At 67.0% G+C, this 16,438-nt stretch carries 17 protein-coding genes; 3 read left to right on the forward strand and 14 right to left on the reverse strand.

Features of this window, described 5'->3' with window-relative positions; translation table 11 throughout:
• Positions 1 to 17: 17 nt before the first annotated feature.
• The 8 genes from dapA to G3N64_RS11745 form a co-directional block, all read right to left on the reverse strand.
• Positions 18 to 923 carry a 4-hydroxy-tetrahydrodipicolinate synthase gene (dapA, locus tag G3N64_RS11710; RefSeq protein WP_205784098.1) on the reverse strand — a complete coding sequence of 302 codons (906 nt, stop codon included), beginning with the start codon at positions 921 to 923 and terminating at the stop codon, positions 18 to 20.
• 48 nt (positions 924 to 971) lie between these two features.
• Entirely contained in the window at positions 972 to 1,574 is a 603-nt protein-coding gene (locus G3N64_RS11715) for a class I SAM-dependent methyltransferase (protein ID WP_205784099.1), read from the reverse strand.
• An 8-nt stretch (positions 1,575 to 1,582) separates the two neighbouring features.
• Complete coding sequence (locus G3N64_RS11720) at positions 1,583 to 2,785, reverse strand: tryptophan--tRNA ligase (protein ID WP_011352534.1); 1,203 nt, start codon at positions 2,783 to 2,785, stop codon at positions 1,583 to 1,585.
• Between the two features lie 8 nt (positions 2,786 to 2,793).
• Positions 2,794 to 3,456, reverse strand: coding sequence for a site-2 protease family protein (locus G3N64_RS11725; protein WP_039364721.1), 663 nt, complete (start codon positions 3,454 to 3,456; stop codon positions 2,794 to 2,796).
• Positions 3,457 to 3,505: 49 nt separating this feature from the next.
• On the reverse strand, positions 3,506 to 4,138 hold the full coding sequence (locus G3N64_RS11730) for an L-threonylcarbamoyladenylate synthase (protein WP_205784100.1): 633 nt from the start codon (positions 4,136 to 4,138) through the stop codon (positions 3,506 to 3,508).
• A gap of 72 nt (positions 4,139 to 4,210) precedes the next feature.
• Complete coding sequence (locus G3N64_RS11735) at positions 4,211 to 5,041, reverse strand: 3',5'-nucleoside bisphosphate phosphatase (protein WP_205784101.1); 831 nt, start codon at positions 5,039 to 5,041, stop codon at positions 4,211 to 4,213.
• 81 nt (positions 5,042 to 5,122) lie between these two features.
• On the reverse strand, positions 5,123 to 6,013 hold the full coding sequence (locus G3N64_RS11740; RefSeq protein WP_205784102.1) for an alpha/beta fold hydrolase: 891 nt from the start codon (positions 6,011 to 6,013) through the stop codon (positions 5,123 to 5,125).
• Between the two features lie 178 nt (positions 6,014 to 6,191).
• Complete coding sequence (locus G3N64_RS11745) at positions 6,192 to 7,049, reverse strand: ferritin-like domain-containing protein (protein WP_205784103.1); 858 nt, start codon at positions 7,047 to 7,049, stop codon at positions 6,192 to 6,194.
• A gap of 149 nt (positions 7,050 to 7,198) precedes the next feature.
• Here G3N64_RS11745 and G3N64_RS11750 point away from each other — a divergent pair, with 149 nt between their 5' ends.
• The 3 genes from G3N64_RS11750 to G3N64_RS11760 all read left to right on the forward strand — a co-directional run bounded on the left by G3N64_RS11750 (position 7,199) and on the right by G3N64_RS11760 (position 9,220).
• Positions 7,199 to 7,723: a gamma carbonic anhydrase family protein gene (locus G3N64_RS11750; protein WP_205784104.1), complete on the forward strand. Its 525-nt coding sequence runs from the start codon at positions 7,199 to 7,201 to the stop codon at positions 7,721 to 7,723.
• A 25-nt stretch (positions 7,724 to 7,748) separates the two neighbouring features.
• Positions 7,749 to 8,699, forward strand: coding sequence for an Hsp33 family molecular chaperone HslO (gene hslO, locus G3N64_RS11755; protein ID WP_205784105.1), 951 nt, complete (start codon positions 7,749 to 7,751; stop codon positions 8,697 to 8,699).
• A gap of 134 nt (positions 8,700 to 8,833) precedes the next feature.
• Entirely contained in the window at positions 8,834 to 9,220 is a 387-nt protein-coding gene (locus G3N64_RS11760) for a hypothetical protein (protein WP_205784106.1), read from the forward strand.
• A gap of 89 nt (positions 9,221 to 9,309) precedes the next feature.
• Here G3N64_RS11760 and ftsB read toward each other — a convergent pair whose 3' ends face one another.
• From ftsB to G3N64_RS11790, 6 genes are all read right to left on the reverse strand, one after another.
• A complete protein-coding gene (gene ftsB / locus G3N64_RS11765; RefSeq protein WP_205784107.1) occupies positions 9,310 to 9,735 on the reverse strand; it encodes a cell division protein FtsB in 426 nt (141 codons plus the stop codon).
• A gap of 81 nt (positions 9,736 to 9,816) precedes the next feature.
• A complete protein-coding gene (eno, locus tag G3N64_RS11770; protein ID WP_011352544.1) occupies positions 9,817 to 11,100 on the reverse strand; it encodes a phosphopyruvate hydratase in 1,284 nt (427 codons plus the stop codon).
• Positions 11,101 to 11,206: 106 nt separating this feature from the next.
• Positions 11,207 to 12,061, reverse strand: coding sequence for a 3-deoxy-8-phosphooctulonate synthase (gene kdsA / locus G3N64_RS11775; protein WP_205784108.1), 855 nt, complete (start codon positions 12,059 to 12,061; stop codon positions 11,207 to 11,209).
• A complete protein-coding gene (locus G3N64_RS11780; RefSeq protein ID WP_205784109.1) occupies positions 12,058 to 13,716 on the reverse strand; it encodes a CTP synthase in 1,659 nt (552 codons plus the stop codon). The genes kdsA and G3N64_RS11780 overlap by 4 nt, the downstream gene beginning before the upstream one ends.
• 159 nt (positions 13,717 to 13,875) lie before the next feature.
• Positions 13,876 to 14,721: an alpha/beta hydrolase gene (locus G3N64_RS11785; RefSeq protein ID WP_205784110.1), complete on the reverse strand. Its 846-nt coding sequence runs from the start codon at positions 14,719 to 14,721 to the stop codon at positions 13,876 to 13,878.
• A 141-nt stretch (positions 14,722 to 14,862) separates the two neighbouring features.
• A partial coding sequence (locus G3N64_RS11790) for a DNA internalization-related competence protein ComEC/Rec2 (RefSeq protein ID WP_205784111.1) occupies positions 14,863 to 16,438 on the reverse strand: 1,576 nt, incomplete at its 5' end.

Raw genomic sequence — 16,438 nt, forward strand, 5'->3', positions numbered from 1 at the left:
ACGCGGCCGCCTCGGCATCAGGCGAGGACGCCGGCCTCGACGAGGGCCGAACGCACGGCTTCGTGGCAGCGCTCGTCGAGCGCGGTGAGCGGCAGCCGGATGCCGCCCTGCATCTTGCCCATCGCCTGCAGCGCCCACTTCACCGGAATCGGGTTCGCCTCGATGAACAGGTTCTTGTGCAGCGACAGCAGCTTCATGTGCAGCGCGCGAGCCGTCTGTACGTCGCCGGCCAGCGCCGCGCGGCACAGGTCGCTCATCGCGCGCGGTGCGACGTTCGCCGTCACCGAGATGTTGCCGTGGCCGCCGAGCAGCATCAGCGCGATCGCGGTCGGATCGTCGCCGCTGTAGATCGCGAAATGCTTCGGCGCGGCCTTGATCAGGTGAGCGGCGCGATCGATGTTGCCGGTCGCTTCCTTCACGCCGATGATGCCCGGGACGTCCGCGAGGCGCAGCATCGTCTCGTTCGCCATGTCCGCGACCGTGCGGCCCGGCACGTTGTACAGGATCACCGGCAGGTCGACCGCTTCGGCGATCGCCTTGAAGTGACGATACATGCCTTCCTGCGTCGGCTTGTTGTAGTACGGCACGACCTGCAGCGTCGCGTCCGCGCCGACGGCCTTCGCGTGCTTCGTCAGCTCGATCGCCTCGGCGGTCGAGTTGCCGCCCGCGCCGGCGATGATCGGGATGCGTTTCGCCGCATGCTCGACCGCCGTGCGGATCATCAGGATGTGCTCTTCGACGTTGAGCGTTGCCGACTCGCCGCTCGTACCGACCACGACGAGCGCATCGGTGCCTTCCGCGACATGCCAGTCGATCAGTTTGCGAAACGCCGGCAGGTCGAGACTGCCGTCTTCGAGCATCGGGGTGACGATCGCGGGGATGCTGCCGCGGATTTGAATGCCGTCTTGGGTGCCGTTAGCCATGAAACGCGATTGAGATTATGTACCGGTAAACGTTGAGATTGTAGCGGATTAGCCGGGCAGTTCGTAACGTGGAATTCCCGCCCCCGCCTTCGGGGTCGCGCCCTCGCACACTGCGCAGAGACGCTGGACGAACGCCTCGCGCGGCGCGGCGACGAACCCGTCCTCGTACGCGACCACCCGCAGGCGGCCGTGCACGGCGCCCAGCAGCTCGCCCGGGGCGAGCAGGAACGCGGGGTTGGACGGTTTCCCGACCGTTTCGTTTCCTTGCGCGAAGGTTTCGTAGATGAGCACGCCGCCCGGCGCCACCGCATCGAGCAGATGGGGCCAGAGCGGACGATGCAGGTAATTCGTGACGATCACCGCCGAAAACTGCTCGCCGGCCGGCAACGGCCACGGCGCGCCTTCGAGATTGGCGTCGCGGGCGTCGACGCCCGGAATCGCACGCAACGCGGCCAGTGCGTCCGGGTTGCGGTCGAGTGCGACGACCGGATGCCCGTGCGCCGCGAACCAGCGCGCATGGCGGCCACTGCCCGCGGCGACATCCAGCACCGCGCCGCCTGCCGGCACAAGCCGCGACCATTGCGCGACCCAGCGCGACGGCTCGGCCTGGACGACGTGACCGCCCGCGGCGGCGATGACGGATGCACTCATGCGGTCGATCAGTTGTACGACAGGCCCATCGCGTCGCGCACGTCGCGCATCGTTTCCGTCGCATACTTGCGCGCCTTGTCGCAACCGTCCGCGACGATCGCGCGCAGCAGCGACGGATCGTCCATGTACTTCTGCGCGCGCTCGAGCATCGGTTGTTGCTCGCGCAGGATGCCTTCGACGACCGGCTGCTTGCAGTCGAGGCAGCCGATACCCGCCGAGCGGCAGCCCTTCTGCACCCAGTCGTGCGTCGCTTCGTCCGTATAGACCTGGTGCAACTGCCACACCGGGCACTTGTCGGGATCGCCCGGATCGGTGCGGCGCACGCGCGCGGGATCGGTCGGCATCGTGCGGACCTTCTTCGTGATCGTCTCGGCGTCTTCACGCAGGCCGATCGTGTTGCCGTACGACTTGGACATCTTCTGCCCGTCGAGTCCCGGCATCCGCGATGCTTCGGTCAGGAGCGCCTGCGGCTCGACGAGGATGATCTTGCGCGCGCCTTCGAGATAGCCGAACAGGCGCTCGCGGTCGCTCATCGACAGGCTCTGCGACTCCTGCAGCATCGCGCGCGCCTGTTCGAGCGCCTCGTCGTCGCCCTCCTGCTGATAGGCGTTGCGCAGCTCGTGATAGAGCTTCGCGCGCTTGCCGCCGAGTTTCTTCGCGGCATCGAGCGCCTTCTCCTCGAAGCCCGGCTCGCGGCCGTACAGGTAGTTGAAGCGGCGCGCGATCTCGCGCGTCATCTCGACGTGCGGCACCTGGTCTTCACCGACCGGCACGAGCGAGCCGCGATACAGCAGAATGTCGGCCGCCATCAGCACCGGGTAGCCGAGGAAGCCGTAGGTCGACAGATCCTTGTCCTTCAGCTTCTCCATCTGCTCCTTGTAGGTCGGCACGCGTTCGAGCCAGCCGAGCGGCGTGCTCATGCCGAGCAGCAGCGCGAGTTCGGCATGCTCGGGCACCTTGCTCTGGATGAACAGCGTGGCCTGCGCCGGGTCGATGCCGGACGCGAGCCAGTCGATCAGCACGTCCCACACGTTCTTCTCGATGACCTCGGGAGTCTCGTAGTGCGTCGTCAGCGCATGCCAGTCGACGACGCAGAAGAAGCACGGGTACTCGGACTGCAGCTTCACCCAGTTTTTCAGCACGCCGTGGTAATGACCGAGGTGCAGCGACCCGGTGGGCCGCATGCCGGAGAAAATACGTTCAGGGAACATGATTGTCGTTAGAGGAGCGAGGCGAATGGGGACAGGATGGCGCTCAGGACGGCGTAGCCGACGTTGACGAGCGGGCGCAGCCAGAAGTTCGTCAGCACGCCCGTCGCGACCAGCACGAGGACGATGATGAAACCGTACGGCTCGATGCGCGACAGCGCGATCGATTGCTTCGTCGGCAGCAGCGCCGCCAGGATGCGGCCGCCGTCGAGCGGCGGCAGCGGAAACAGGTTCAGCACGCCGAGCACGAGGTTCGCGCTCACGCCGGCAAACGCCATCCGCGTGAAGAACGGCTCGTCGATGCCGACGGCGGGCAGCACGAGGGTCAGCACGCCCCAGATCAGCGCCTGCACGAAGTTGCAGGCCGGGCCTGCGAGCGACACCCACAGGCTGCCCCAGCGCGGATCGCGCAGGTTGCCGAACGACACCGGCACCGGCTTCGCATAGCCGAACAGGAACGCGCCGCCCGTCAGGAAATACATCGCGAGCGGGATCGCGATCGTGCCGAGCGGATCGATGTGACGCATCGGGTTGAACGACACGCGCCCCATCATGTAGGCGGTGTTGTCGCCGAGCAGGCGGGCGGCGTAGCCGTGCGCGGCCTCGTGCAACGTGATCGCGAAGATCACGGGCAGCGCGTAGACGGCGATGGTCTGTATCAGGGAAGCATCCATATCGCGTTATTGTAACAAGCGCACTCGCGCAAAAAATGGAACGGCGCGCTTACGCCGCCGAGAGTCCGAACGGCTCGAGCGCACCGCGCCCCGCGCGCACGAGCTCGGGTTCGTCGCCGGTCAGGTCGATCACCGTCGACGGCTCGCGCGGGCATGCGCCACCGTCGATCACGAGGTCGACCTGCTTCTCGAGCCGCGCGCGGATGTCTTCGGGATCGTTGAGCGGCTCGTCGTCCGGCGGCAGGATCAGCGTCGTGCCGAGCAGCGGCTGCCCAAGCGATTCCAGCAACGCGAGCGTGATCGCGTGCTCGGGCACGCGCAGCCCGATCGTCTTGCGCGACGGGTGCGACAGCCGGCGCGGCACTTCCTTCGTCGCCTGCAGGATGAAGACGTACGGGCCGGGCGTCACCGACTTGATCTGCCGGTACCGGCGGTTGTCGACCATCGCGAAGTTGGCGAGCTCCGACAGGTCGCGCACGAGCAGCGACAGGTGCTGCTTCTCGTCGAGGCCGCGAATCCGGCGCACGCGCTCGACCGCGTCCTTGTCGTCGAGATGGCACGCGAGCGCATAGCTTGAATCGGTCGGCATCGCGATCACGCCGCCCTTGCTGACGATCTCCACGGCCTGCTTGATCAGGCGCGGCTGCGGATTATCCGGGTGAATCCTGAAGAACTGGGACATGGGGGTACGTAAAAGGGGAAAAGTCGGATGCGCGCGCCGGCGGCAACGCGGACGGCGGGCCGCCGCCCGGCGTCAGAGCCAGCGGTCCCAGACCGGTGTCAGGTCGGGCGGCAACGGCGGCAGGCTGCCGAGCTCGACACGGCCCTCGCCTGGCGCATGGAAATCCGAGCCGCGCGACGCTTCGAAGCCGAAGCGGCGTGCGACGTCCGCGTATTCGCGGTACTGGTCGGGCGTGTGGCTGCCCGTGACGACTTCGATCGCGCGGCCGCCCAGATCGATGAACTCGCCGAAGAACGCGTCGAATTCGACGGGCGTATAGCGGTAACGACCCGGATGCGCGACCACGGCTTCGCCGCCGGCCGCCCGAATCCACGCGACGGCGTCGGGCAGCGTCGCCCAGCGGTGCGGGACGAACCCGGGCTTGCCGTCGCCGAGCACGCGATCGAACACGTCGGACGTCGACGTGGCGTGCCCGTTCTCGACGAGAAAGCGGGCGAAGTGCGTGCGCGAGATCAGGTCGGGATTCGACACGTACTTCAGCGCGCCTTCGTATGCGCCGGGAATGCCGAGCGTGGCGAGCTGCTCGCCGATTGCCACCGCGCGCGCCGCGCGGCCGTGGCGCGTGCGGTACAGGCCGTCGACCAGCACCGGATTCGCGGGGTCGACATTCAGGCCGACGATGTGCACGGTGCGCGACGCCCACGTGACGGAAATCTCGACGCCGCTCAGGTAGCGCATGCCAAGCGCTTCCGCCTCGCTGCGCGCTGCCGCCTGGCCGCCGATCTCGTCGTGGTCGGTCAACGCCCACAGGGTCACGCCGCCGGCATGGGCGCGGCGCGCGACGTCGGCAGGCGACAGCAACCCGTCGGAAACATTCGAATGGCAGTGGAGATCAGCGTTCATTGTCGGCATGGCAGGTAAGGCTTCATTCTACTGCAACGCGGCAATGCGCCGGCCGCCTGCCCCGCCGCTGCCATCACGCGCTTATGCGCAGAACGCCTCGATCAGCGCCGCGATCTGCTCGGGCTGGTCGTGATGCACCATGTGGCCGGCATCCTCGACGAGCTTTTCGCGCCAGTCGGGGAACGCGTTGAAACGCGCCTTGAATTCCGGCAGCGGGATGTCGCCGGCAATGTACGCCAGCGTCGGCGAATTGACGGCCTCGACATGCAGCACCTTCGCGCGCACCTGCGCCCAGGTGGCCATCACTTCGTCGAGCCGGTACAGCTGCGGGCCCGGCATCTTGTGCGCGGGGTCGGCCAGCAGGTGGTAGAGGCCGTCGTCGCCGCGCTTCGACCAGTGCGCGGCGAGGAACGCGGCGCGGCGCGGGTCGAGCCGCGGATTGGTCCTGGTCAGGCGCGCCGCCACGTCGTCGAGTGACGCATAAGGGCGCAGCGCGGGCGGTTCGCGCAACTCGTCTAGCCAGCCGCGCAGCCGGCGCGGCGCCTGCTCGGCCCGCGCGGGGGCAAGCCCGAAACCCTCGAGATCGACCACGCGCCGCACGCGCTCCGGCCGCGCGCCGGCATACAGGCACACGACGTTCGCGCCCATGCTGTGCCCGACCAGGTTGACTTCGCCGGTCGGCGCATAGTGGTCGACAAGCGCATCGAGGTCGCCCAGGTATTCGTGGAACCAATAGTGGCCGCCGCCCTGCCGCGCGACCGGCCAGTCGGACAACCCGAAACCGCGCGCATCGGGCGCGATCACCTGCCAGTCGCCCGCGAGCGCATCGACGACGAACTGGAACGACGCCGCGACGTCCATCCAGCCGTGCAGCATGAACAGCGTCGGCGCATCGGGCCGGCCCCAGCGCCGGACATGCAGCTGGACACCGCGCACCGTGACGAAATCGGAAACAGAACTCGAGGCATTCATTGCAGCCGCCAGAAAAAAGAATGGTCGTTCGATTATAGCGGCGACACCTTCGTTCCGGTGTCCGGCAATCGAGGCACCGCTCTAGCGGCGCCAGGACGCAAGGAGCCGCCGGGCAGCGCCCATCTGCCGGGCGCACGGGACGGCGGAGACAGTCGAAACGCGGCCGAACGCGAGCCGGCTAGCGTGGCGCGCTGCCGTCCGCCCCGTCCTGCGCGGCCAGTTCGTCGAGTTCGGCCTGCTCGAATCCGGCATCGCGGCGTGCATCGAAATTGAACGGGCCACGCAGCCGCGGCGCATGGTATTGCTCGGCGAGCTGCCGGTAGGTCGGCACGGGATCGCGGCCGGCTTCGTCGCACACATGCCGGAACCAGCGGTTGCCGATCGCGACATGGCCGATTTCGTCGCGCAGGATCACGTCGAGGATCGCGGCCGACGCATCGTCGCCCGCCTGTACGAGCCGCGCACGGATCGGCGGCGAGGCGTCGAGCCCGCGGGCCTCGAGCGTGCGCGGCACGAGCGCCATGCGCGCCAGCACATCGCCCTTGGTCCGCTCGCACATCTCCCACAGACCGTTGTGCGCGGGAAAATCGCCATACACATGCCCGAATGCCGCCAGGCGCTCGGACAGCAGCGTGAAGTGATAGGCCTCCTCGGCCGCGACCTTCAGCCAGTCCGCGTAGAAAACGCCCGGCAGGCCCGCGAAGCGCCAGACCGCGTCGAGCGCCAGGTTGATCGCATTGAACTCGATATGGGCAAGCGCGTGCAGCAGCACGGCGCGCCCTTCGGGCGAACGCATGCTGCGCCGCTCGAGCTGGCGCGGCTCGACGAGCGGCGGGCGCGCCGGGCGCCCAGGCAGATCGGCCGGCTCGGGCAATTCGAGCGACGGGGCGATCGTTGCCTGCCCGGACAGCAGCGCCTCGTAGAGCAAGCGCACCTGTGCGGCCTTGGCCGCGGGTTCCGCGTCACGCAGCGCGGCAAGCGCGGCGCGGCGCACGCAGGCGGGCACATTGCCGAAAGAAGAAGACTCCATGCTCATAAACGGGGACACCCTGCGCGCGCATCGCGGGAGCGCACGCACTCGACGGTTTACAATAGGCGATTGTTCCGCGGCGCAATGCAATTGCGCCGGGCAAACCGGACGCGCCATTCTACCGGCGCCCATCACCGAAGAGACAAGGAGACTCCGTGACGATCTACAAGCTGGGCGATACGGCCCCGACGATCCACGAAAGCGTATTCGTCGCCGATACGGCGGCCATCATCGGCAAGGTCGTGCTCGAGGAGAACGCGAGCGTCTGGTTCGGCGCGACGATTCGCGGCGACAACGAGACGATTACCGTCGGCGCAGGCAGCAACGTCCAGGAAGGCGCGGTCCTGCATACCGACCCCGGCTTTCCGCTGACGATTGCCGAAAACGTGACGATCGGGCACCAGGCCATGCTGCACGGCTGCACGATCGGCGAAGGTTCGCTGGTCGGTATCCAGGCGGTGGTCTTGAATGGCGCGGTAATCGGCCGCAACTGTCTGGTGGGTGCCGGCGCGGTCGTGACGGAAGGCAAGACGTTCCCGGACAACTCGCTGATTCTCGGCGCACCGGCGAAAGTCGTGCGCGGGCTGTCGGCGGAAGACATTGCGCGGCTGCGCACGAACGCGACGACATACGTCGAGCGGCGTGCGCATTTCAAGGAGCAACTCGTGCGGATCGGGTGATTCGCACGGATTTCAAGGAAGAAGAGTGAGCGACCAGTTACAGAAATTCATGTTCAATGCGGCGCCCGTGCGCGGCGAGATCGTTTCGCTGCGCAATACGTGGCAGGAAGTGCTCTCCCGCCGCGACTACCCTGCCCCCGTGCGCACGGTGCTCGGCGAGATGATGGCCGCGTGCGCGCTGCTGTCCGCGAACCTGAAATTCAACGGCACCCTGATCATGCAGATCTTCGGCGACGGGCCGGTCCAGATGCTGGTCGTCCAGTGCGGTTCGGATCTGTCGATGCGGGCCACCGCGAAGTTCGCCGGCGACGCGGCGCAGACGATCGGCGAAGACACGAGCTTCGCGTCGCTCGTCAATGCGAGCGGTCACGGCCGTTGCGTGATCACGCTCGACCCGGCCAACAAGCTGCCGGGCCAGCAGCCGTACCAGGGCATCGTGCCGCTCAACGGCGTCGACGGCCCGCTCGAATCCGTCTCGCAGGTGCTCGAGCATTACATGCATCACTCGGAGCAGCTCGACACGCGGATGTGGCTCGCGGCCGATCGCGACCGCGCTGTCGGCATGCTGCTGCAGAAGCTGCCGGGCGACGGCGGCATCGTGCCGCGTAATGCCGAAACCGATACCGATACGTGGGAGCGCGTCTGCACGCTCGGCGGTACGCTGTCCGCGCAGGAACTGCTCGAGGTCGAACCGGAAGTGGTGTTCCGCCGGCTGTTCTGGCAGGAAAACGTGCAGCACTTCGAACCGGCCGGCACGCGCTTCCAGTGCTCGTGCTCGCGCGAGAAGGTCGGTGCGATGCTGCGCATGCTCGGCCGCGAAGAAGTCGACAGCGTGATCGTCGAGCGCGGCCACGTCGAGATCCATTGCGAGTTCTGCAACCAGCGCTACGAATTCGATCCGGTCGACGTCGCGCAGCTGTTCGCCGCACCCGGCGTCGAGACGGGCATCGCGCCCGCGACCGACCAGCGTCACTGAGCGGCGGCCCGATGCCCGCCATCCGGGCACGGGCGCATAATGACGCACGAGCGTCGCACGCACGGCTCACGCGTCGAAGTCCCGCACTTCGGCGCAAGCCGCTTCCCGCCGTCGGCGCGCTGCAGGAGAAACACATGAATCGCCCGCTTCATCGACCGTTTCATCGACCGCTTCATCGACCGTTTCGCATCATCGTCCTGACGAGCGTTGCCGCCGGCACGCTCGCGCTGGCCGGCTGCGCGATGCCGCCGCCGACTTCCACGATCCTGAGCCGCCTGCCCGAACCCGGTGTATCGGGCGGCCAGCCGCCCGCGCTGTCGAGCGCCGAACGCAAGCGCTATGACGAGATCGACCAGCAGGTGCTGCGCGAACAGAACAGCGCGATGGCAGCCGAAGCGGCCGCGCGCGCATGGGCCTATTACTCGCCACCGCCCGTGACCGTCTACGGCGGGTATTACGGCGGATGGGGCAATCGCTGGGGCACGGGCATCAGCTACGGCTACCCGGGATGGTGGTGGTGAGCGTGCATCGCTCAGCCGATTGACTACCAGCAGGAAATAAAAAAGCGCGGCATTTCCCGCGCTTTTTCAATGGGTTCGAGCAACCGTGCTCAGTGATGTGCGGCCTTGCCCTTGTCGCCGCCATGATGCCGCGACGGCTTCGCGATCGACTGCGGATTCGGCACGACACGCACCGGCGCCGCGGACACGGCGCCGCGCGTCGACGTATTCGACGGCGTGTTGTTCAGCGGCACGGCCGGCGCATTCGGCGACACGAACTGCACGAATACCTCGCCGTCCTTCACCATGCCCATCTCGTAGCGCGCACGCTCCTCGATGGCCGCGGTACCGCTCTGCAGATCTTGCACCTCGCCTGCAGTGCGCTCGTTGCGCAGCTTCTCGTCCGCATTCTTCTGGAGCTGGTCGTCGAGCTGCTGACGCAATTCATGCACCCGCAGCCAGCCGCCGTGTCCCCACCATAGGGGGTACTGAATGAGCGCCAGCAAGGCAATCAGGACGACAGTGACAAGCCGCATGTAAGAACCGCAGATATAAGAAGCGCCGCTCCGCGCACATGCACAGAGCGGCGTCGATATGACGAACCCGATAGTAGCGCGTTAGCGCAGGTTATAGAAAGCCGATTTACCCGGGTAGCTCGCGATGTCGCCGAGATCTTCCTCGATACGCAGCAGCTGGTTGTACTTCGAGATACGGTCGCTGCGCGACAGCGAACCCGTCTTGATCTGACCGGCGTTCAGGCCGACCGCGATGTCGGCGATCGTCGAATCTTCCGTTTCGCCCGATCGGTGCGAGATCACGGCCGTGTAGCCTGCGCGCTTCGCCATTTCGATGGCCGCGAACGTTTCGGTCAGCGTACCGATCTGGTTGATCTTGATGAGGATCGAGTTCGCGATGCCCTTCTCGATGCCTTCCTTCAGGATGCGCGTGTTCGTGACGAACAGGTCGTCGCCGACCAGTTGCACCTTCTTGCCGAGGCGGTCGGTCAGCAGCTTCCAGCCTTCCCAGTCGCTTTCGTGCATGCCGTCCTCGATCGACACGATCGGGAACTTGTCGGCGAGCGTCGCGAGGTAGTCGGTGAATTCGGCCGACGACAGTTGCAGGCCTTCGCCCGCCAGTTGGTACTTGCCGTCGTGGTAGAACTCGGATGCCGCGCAGTCGAGCGCGAGCAGCACGTCTTCACCCGCACGGTAGCCGGCCTTCTCGATCGCCTGCAGGATCGTCGACAGGCACTCGTCGTTGCTGCCGAAGTTCGGCGCAAAGCCGCCTTCGTCGCCGACTGCCGTGCTCATGCCGCGGTCGCTCAGGATCTTCTTCAGTGCGTGGAACACTTCCGCGCCGCAACGCAGGGCTTCACGGAACGTCGGCTGGCTGACCGGGACGATCATGAATTCCTGGATGTCGAGGCTGTTGTTCGCGTGCGCGCCGCCGTTGACGATGTTCATCATCGGCACCGGCAGTTGCATTGCGCCCGAACCGCCGAAGTAGCGGTACAGCGGCAGGCCTGCCTCTTCGGCGGCCGCCTTCGCGACGGCCATCGACACGGCCAGCATCGCGTTCGCGCCGAGGCGCGACTTGTTGTCGGTGCCGTCCAGCTCGAGCAGCGTCTTGTCGAGGAACGCCTGTTCCGACGCGTCGAGGCCCATGATGGCTTCGGAGATTTCGGTGTTGATGTGCTCGACTGCCTTCAGCACGCCCTTGCCGTTGTAGCGGCCGGCTTCGCCGTCGCGCAGTTCGATCGCTTCACGCGAGCCGGTGGACGCGCCCGACGGCACCGCCGCGCGGCCCATCGTGCCCGATTCGAGCAGCACGTCGCATTCGACGGTGGGGTTGCCGCGCGAATCCAGAATCTCGCGGCCGATGATATCTACGATTGCACTCATGGGTTTCCTCTGAGAATGACGATGGATTCTTCAAACTGCGACGGCGCGCGCGCCTGAACCGCTTTCGCTACTGACGCGCGAAGCCGTCGCAAGGTTCATTCGATCTTTAATTGAAATCGTTTTCCAGGAACGGATTGCGCTTCACCGCCTGGTCGAGCGTGACGAGTGTCTCCAGCAGCGCGCCCATCCGGTTCAGCGGCACCGCGTTCGGGCCGTCCGACTTCGCCTCCGCCGGATTCGGGTGCGTTTCCATGAAGAGGCCTGCGACGCCCGTCGCGACCGCCGCACGTGCGAGCACCGGCACGAATTCGCGCTGGCCGCCCGAGCTCGTGCCCTGCCCGCCCGGCAGCTGCACCGAGTGGGTCGCGTCGAACACGACCGGCGCACTCGTCTCGCGCATGATCGCGAGCGAACGCATGTCCGACACGAGATTGTTGTAGCCGAACGAGACACCGCGCTCGCACGCCATGAAGCGGTCTTCCGACAGCCCCGCTTCACGGGCCGCGTCGCGCGCCTTGTCGATCACGTTCTTCATGTCGTGCGGGGCGAGAAACTGGCCCTTCTTGATGTTGACGGGCTTGCCCGAGCGCGCGCACGCATGGATGAAATCGGTCTGGCGGCACAGGAACGCCGGCGTCTGCAGCACGTCGACGACCGACGCGACCTGCTCGATCTCGTCGATCGCATGCACGTCGGTCAGCACCGGCAGGCCGAGCTGGCGCTTCACCTCGGACAGGATCCGCAGGCCCTCGTCCATTCCGAGGCCGCGAAACGACTTGCCCGAGCTGCGGTTTGCCTTGTCGTAGGACGACTTGTAGATGAACGGAACGTTCAGCTTCGCGCAGATCTCCTTCAGGCGGCCTGCCGTGTCGATCGTCATTTGCTCCGATTCGACGACGCAGGTACCCGCGATCAGGAAGAAAGGCTTGTCGAGACCGACCTCGAAATCGCACAGCTTCATGCTTGCACTCCGCGCGCTTGCTTGTTGGCGAGCGCGGCTTCGACGAACGATTTGAACAGGGGATGACCGTCACGCGGCGTGGACGTGAATTCTGGGTGGAACTGGACGCCGACGAACCACGGGTGCATCGAACGCGGCAGTTCCATCATTTCCGGCAGATCCTCGCTCGGGGTACGGGCGCTGATGATAAGGCCGCCGGCTTCGAGCTGGGGCACGAAGCGGTTATTGACTTCATAACGGTGGCGATGGCGCTCGTTCACGTCCTTGCCATAGATTTCTTCCGCCATCGTGCCGGGCTTGATCGGGCAGCGCTGCGAACCCAGGCGCATCGTGCCGCCGAGATCGGATTCCTCGGTGCGCGTCTCGACCTTGCCGTCGCGGTCGTACCATTCGGTGATCAGCGCGACCACGCGTTCCGGCGTGTCCGGCTCGAATTCGGTGCTGTTCGCCTGCTTCAGGCCGACGACGTCGCGCGCGAATTCGATCACCGCGAGCTGCATGCCGAGGCAGATGCCGAGATACGGCACCTTGGCTTCACGCGCATAGCGGATCGCCGCGATCTTGCCTTCCGTGCCGCGACGGCCGAAACCGCCCGGCACCAGCACGGCATCGAGGTGCTTCAGGCTGTCGACACCGTTCGTCTCGATCTCTTCCGAGTCGATGTATTCGATGTTGACCTTGGTCGACGTGTGCAGCGATGCGTGGCGCAGCGCCTCGATCAGCGACTTGTACGACTCGGTCAGGTCGACGTACTTGCCGACCATGCCGATCGTCACTTCGTGCTTCGGGTTCTCGAGCTTCTCGACGAGCACCGACCACATGGTCAGGTCGGCGTCCTTCGGCGACAGCTTCAGTTCCTCGCAGATGATGCGGTCGAGGCCCTGGTCGTGCAGCATCTGCGGAATCTTGTAGATGCTGTCGGCGTCCCACACCGAGATCACGGCGTCTTCCGGCACGTTCGAGAACATCGAGATCTTCTTCGATTCGTCGTCCGGAATGCGGCGATCCGCACGGCACAGCAGCACGTGCGGCAAGATGCCGATCTCGCGCAGCTTCTGCACGCTGTGCTGGGTCGGCTTCGTCTTCAGCTCGCCGGCCGTCGCGACGTACGGCACCAGCGTCAGGTGCACGAAGCACGCGCTGTTGCGGCCGAGGCGCAGGCTCATCTGGCGCGCGGCTTCGAGGAACGGCAGCGATTCGATGTCGCCGACCGTGCCGCCGATCTCGACGATCGCGACATCCGGCTCACCGCAGGTGGCCGACGCGGCCCCGCGCTCGATGAACGCCTGGATTTCGTTCGTGATGTGCGGAATGACCTGCACGGTCTTGCCGAGATAGTCGCCGCGGCGTTCCTTGCGGATCACCGATTCGTAGATCTGGCCGGTCGTGAAGTTGTTGGCCTTGCGCATCTTCGTGCTGATGAAGCGCTCATAGTGGCCGAGGTCGAGGTCCGTCTCCGCTCCATCTTCCGTCACGAACACTTCGCCGTGCTGGAACGGGCTCATCGTGCCGGGGTCGACGTTGATGTAGGGATCGAGTTTGAGGAGGGTGACTTTCAGACCGCGCGATTCGAGGATCGCGGCGAGGGAAGCGGCGGCAATACCCTTGCCAAGGGAAGAAACTACGCCGCCGGTGACGAAAACATATTTGGTCATCGCTGGATGCTCGCGGGAAAAACGGATTATACCGTAAAGCCCGCCCTTCTCTCAGCAATTGACTCGATGATCGTGCCCTTTCGCGACGCCCCGCACCAGCCGTGCGCGCCGGGACGCAACCGCCCGCCGGGGCCGCGCCCCGGCCGCCAAAACCGTGCGTCAGGCGCGCTTCGCGAGCGGGGTGCCGCCGTGCGACACATCGCCCTCCGCCGCCTTCAGCGAATTCAGCATCCGCTGCAATGCGCGGGCGGTCTCGAGGGGCCGCTCCATCGGGAATAGGTGGCTGCCTTCCAGCCATTCGACGCGGCCGCGCGCCGCGCGGCGCGTCGCATCGAGCCCGACCTGGCGCACTTCACGCGAATGCGTGCCGGCGAGAAAGCCGAGCGGCACCGGCGCGCCGTGCGCAAGCCGTGGGCCGAGCGTGTGCGGCAGCGTCCGGTAGATCAGGTATTCGACCTGCCGGTCGAACGCGAGCGCGCGCTCGCCGTCGGCGCCGGCCTGCGGGATCCCGTAGTCGATGTAGTCGGCCAGCATCCGTTCGTCCCAGCGGGCGAACGCCGGTTTCTCGCGGAAGTGCCGCCAGACTTCGTCGCGGCTCACCCAGCGCGTGCGCCGGTTGCGCGTCGCGGCGGCCGGCGACAGCCGCTCGTCGAGCCCCGCCCACTGGCTCGCGCGCAATGCTCCCGCGCGCCAGCCCGCGATGATCGGCGAGTCGATCATCACGACGCCGCGCACCCATTGCGGCTTCTTCAGCGCGGCCATCAGCGACAGGTAGCCGCCGAGCGAATGGCCGACGAGCCAGACGGGACGCTCGTAGCGGCTGCCGATGTCGTCGAGCAGTTGCTCGACGAGATGCGGCCAGTCGCGCGTCACCGGGTAGCGGCGGTCGTGGCCGATCCGTTCGATGTAGCGCAGCTCGTAGTCGTCGGCCAGTTCGGCGAAGATCGTGCGGTATGTCGACGCCGGAAAGCCGTTCGCGTGCGAGAAATGGAGGATGTCCTTCAAACGCCGATGTCTCCTTTGTCGACCGGAGTTGGCGCTTTAGCACCTACTCCGGCCTCATGCTTCGCATTCTGCCGGGCCCGTGCCTCGGCATTGAGCGCGGGCCCCGGGCCTTCTCTATTGATACGCCTGCCCTCGCCGCGATCACCGATCCATCCAGTACCGTCGCCGAGCGTCGCGATAACGCTCGAACGCGAAACCGCCTTCGGCCGGCGCAACGTCGAACCGTATGGCGCCGTCGCGGTCGGTGCGCGGCAGCGGAATCCCGCGCGCCTCGTAACGGGCGAGAACCGATCGGTGCGGATGTCCGAAACGATTGCGATAGCCTACAGGAAATACCGCGACGCGCGGCCCGACCGAATCGAGGAAAGGCTCGACCGACGACGTGCGGCTGCCGTGGTGCGGAACGACCAGGATCTGCGCGGCCAGCGTGTCGCGCGCGGCGTCCACGAGCTGGCGTTCGCCGCGCGCCTCGTTGTCGCCCGTCAGCAGCGCGGACGTCCCGCCCGCGTCGATGCGCAGCACGCACGACTGCCCGTTCGACGAGCCCGTGCCCGTGCCATCCGGAGGCCAGAGCATCGTGAAGACGACGCCGTCCCAGGTCCAGCGCTGCCCGGCCACGCATGGCAGCCGGTCGGCGACGCCGGCGGCCGCGGCGTCGCGCCACAGTCGGCTGTTCGGCGCGATGCCGGCCAGCAGCTGGCGCACGTCGGCAGCCGCATAGACGGCCGGTGCGCCGCCCGCATGATCGGCATCCGCATGACTGAGCACGAGCGAATCGATCGTCGCGATGCCGCGCGCACGCAATGCAGGCGCGACGATCCGTGCGCCGGCATGGGTCGACTCCGCGCCCGGCCCCGCATCGAACAGCAAGGTGCGCCGCGCCGTCTCCACCAGTACCGACGCCCCCTGCCCGACGTCGAGCACCGTCAGCCGGAAACCACCCGGCGGCGGCGCATCGGCTGCCGGCGCGACGAGCGGCAGCCACGTGAGCGGTGCCGCCCAGCGCAACGGCCAGCCGCGCGGCATCAGCGCCCATGCGACGCCCACGCAGGCCAGCACCAGCACCGGCCAGTCGGGCATGCGCAGCCAGTACACGCCGGCCGGCCAGTCGGCGAGGTGTCCCAGCAACGTCATCATCGGTTCGAGCGCCGCGTGCGCAAGGCGGAACGCATACGCATCGAGCGGCGCGGGCAGCCCGATGCCGGCCAGCACGACCGGCGTCACGACCGAGCTGACCCACGGAATCGCGAACGCATTGCCGAACGGGCCCGACAGGGATATCTGCGCGAACCATGCAGCCGTGAGCGGCGCGAGACCGATCGTCACCGCGTATTGCACGCGCGTGGCTTCGGCGATACGGCGCCCCGCACGTGCACTCCACGCGCGCAACCGGCTCGACAGGCCGGCCGTGCCGTCGCCCTCCTCGCTTTCGGCACCGGCCTCACGCGCGGCACGCCAGCCGGCCACGGCCAGCAGGATCACCGCGACCGCCCCGAACGACAGCCAGAACCCGGCCGACAGCACGGCCCACGGATCGGCAAGCAGCACGCCGCCGAGCGACGCGCACAGCACCGCGGACGTCGGCACGCTGCGCCCGGCCAGATACGCGATGCCACCGGCCGCGATCATCCACCATGCGCGCTGCGCCGGCACGTTGAAGCCGGCGAGCGCCGCATAGCCGCCCGCGGCTGCCAGCGCGGCGAGCGCGGCCGCGTAC

Source organism: Burkholderia sp. Ac-20344, from assembly GCF_017104975.1.
Classification (GTDB): domain Bacteria; phylum Pseudomonadota; class Gammaproteobacteria; order Burkholderiales; family Burkholderiaceae; genus Burkholderia.

Coding starts and splice junctions, on each gene's coding strand:
- dapA (WP_205784098.1), bottom strand. CDS start 923: ATGGCTAACGGCACCCAAGACGGCATTCAAATCCGCGGCAGCATCCCC.
- G3N64_RS11715 (WP_205784099.1), bottom strand. CDS start 1,574: ATGAGTGCATCCGTCATCGCCGCCGCGGGCGGTCACGTCGTCCAGGCC.
- G3N64_RS11720 (WP_011352534.1), bottom strand. CDS start 2,785: ATGTTCCCTGAACGTATTTTCTCCGGCATGCGGCCCACCGGGTCGCTG.
- G3N64_RS11725 (WP_039364721.1), bottom strand. CDS start 3,456: ATGGATGCTTCCCTGATACAGACCATCGCCGTCTACGCGCTGCCCGTG.
- G3N64_RS11730 (WP_205784100.1), bottom strand. CDS start 4,138: ATGTCCCAGTTCTTCAGGATTCACCCGGATAATCCGCAGCCGCGCCTG.
- G3N64_RS11735 (WP_205784101.1), bottom strand. CDS start 5,041: ATGAACGCTGATCTCCACTGCCATTCGAATGTTTCCGACGGGTTGCTG.
- G3N64_RS11740 (WP_205784102.1), bottom strand. CDS start 6,013: ATGAATGCCTCGAGTTCTGTTTCCGATTTCGTCACGGTGCGCGGTGTC.
- G3N64_RS11745 (WP_205784103.1), bottom strand. CDS start 7,049: ATGAGCATGGAGTCTTCTTCTTTCGGCAATGTGCCCGCCTGCGTGCGC.
- G3N64_RS11760 (WP_205784106.1), top strand. CDS start 8,834: ATGAATCGCCCGCTTCATCGACCGTTTCATCGACCGCTTCATCGACCG.
- ftsB (WP_205784107.1), bottom strand. CDS start 9,735: ATGCGGCTTGTCACTGTCGTCCTGATTGCCTTGCTGGCGCTCATTCAG.
- eno (WP_011352544.1), bottom strand. CDS start 11,100: ATGAGTGCAATCGTAGATATCATCGGCCGCGAGATTCTGGATTCGCGC.
- kdsA (WP_205784108.1), bottom strand. CDS start 12,061: ATGAAGCTGTGCGATTTCGAGGTCGGTCTCGACAAGCCTTTCTTCCTG.
- G3N64_RS11780 (WP_205784109.1), bottom strand. CDS start 13,716: ATGACCAAATATGTTTTCGTCACCGGCGGCGTAGTTTCTTCCCTTGGC.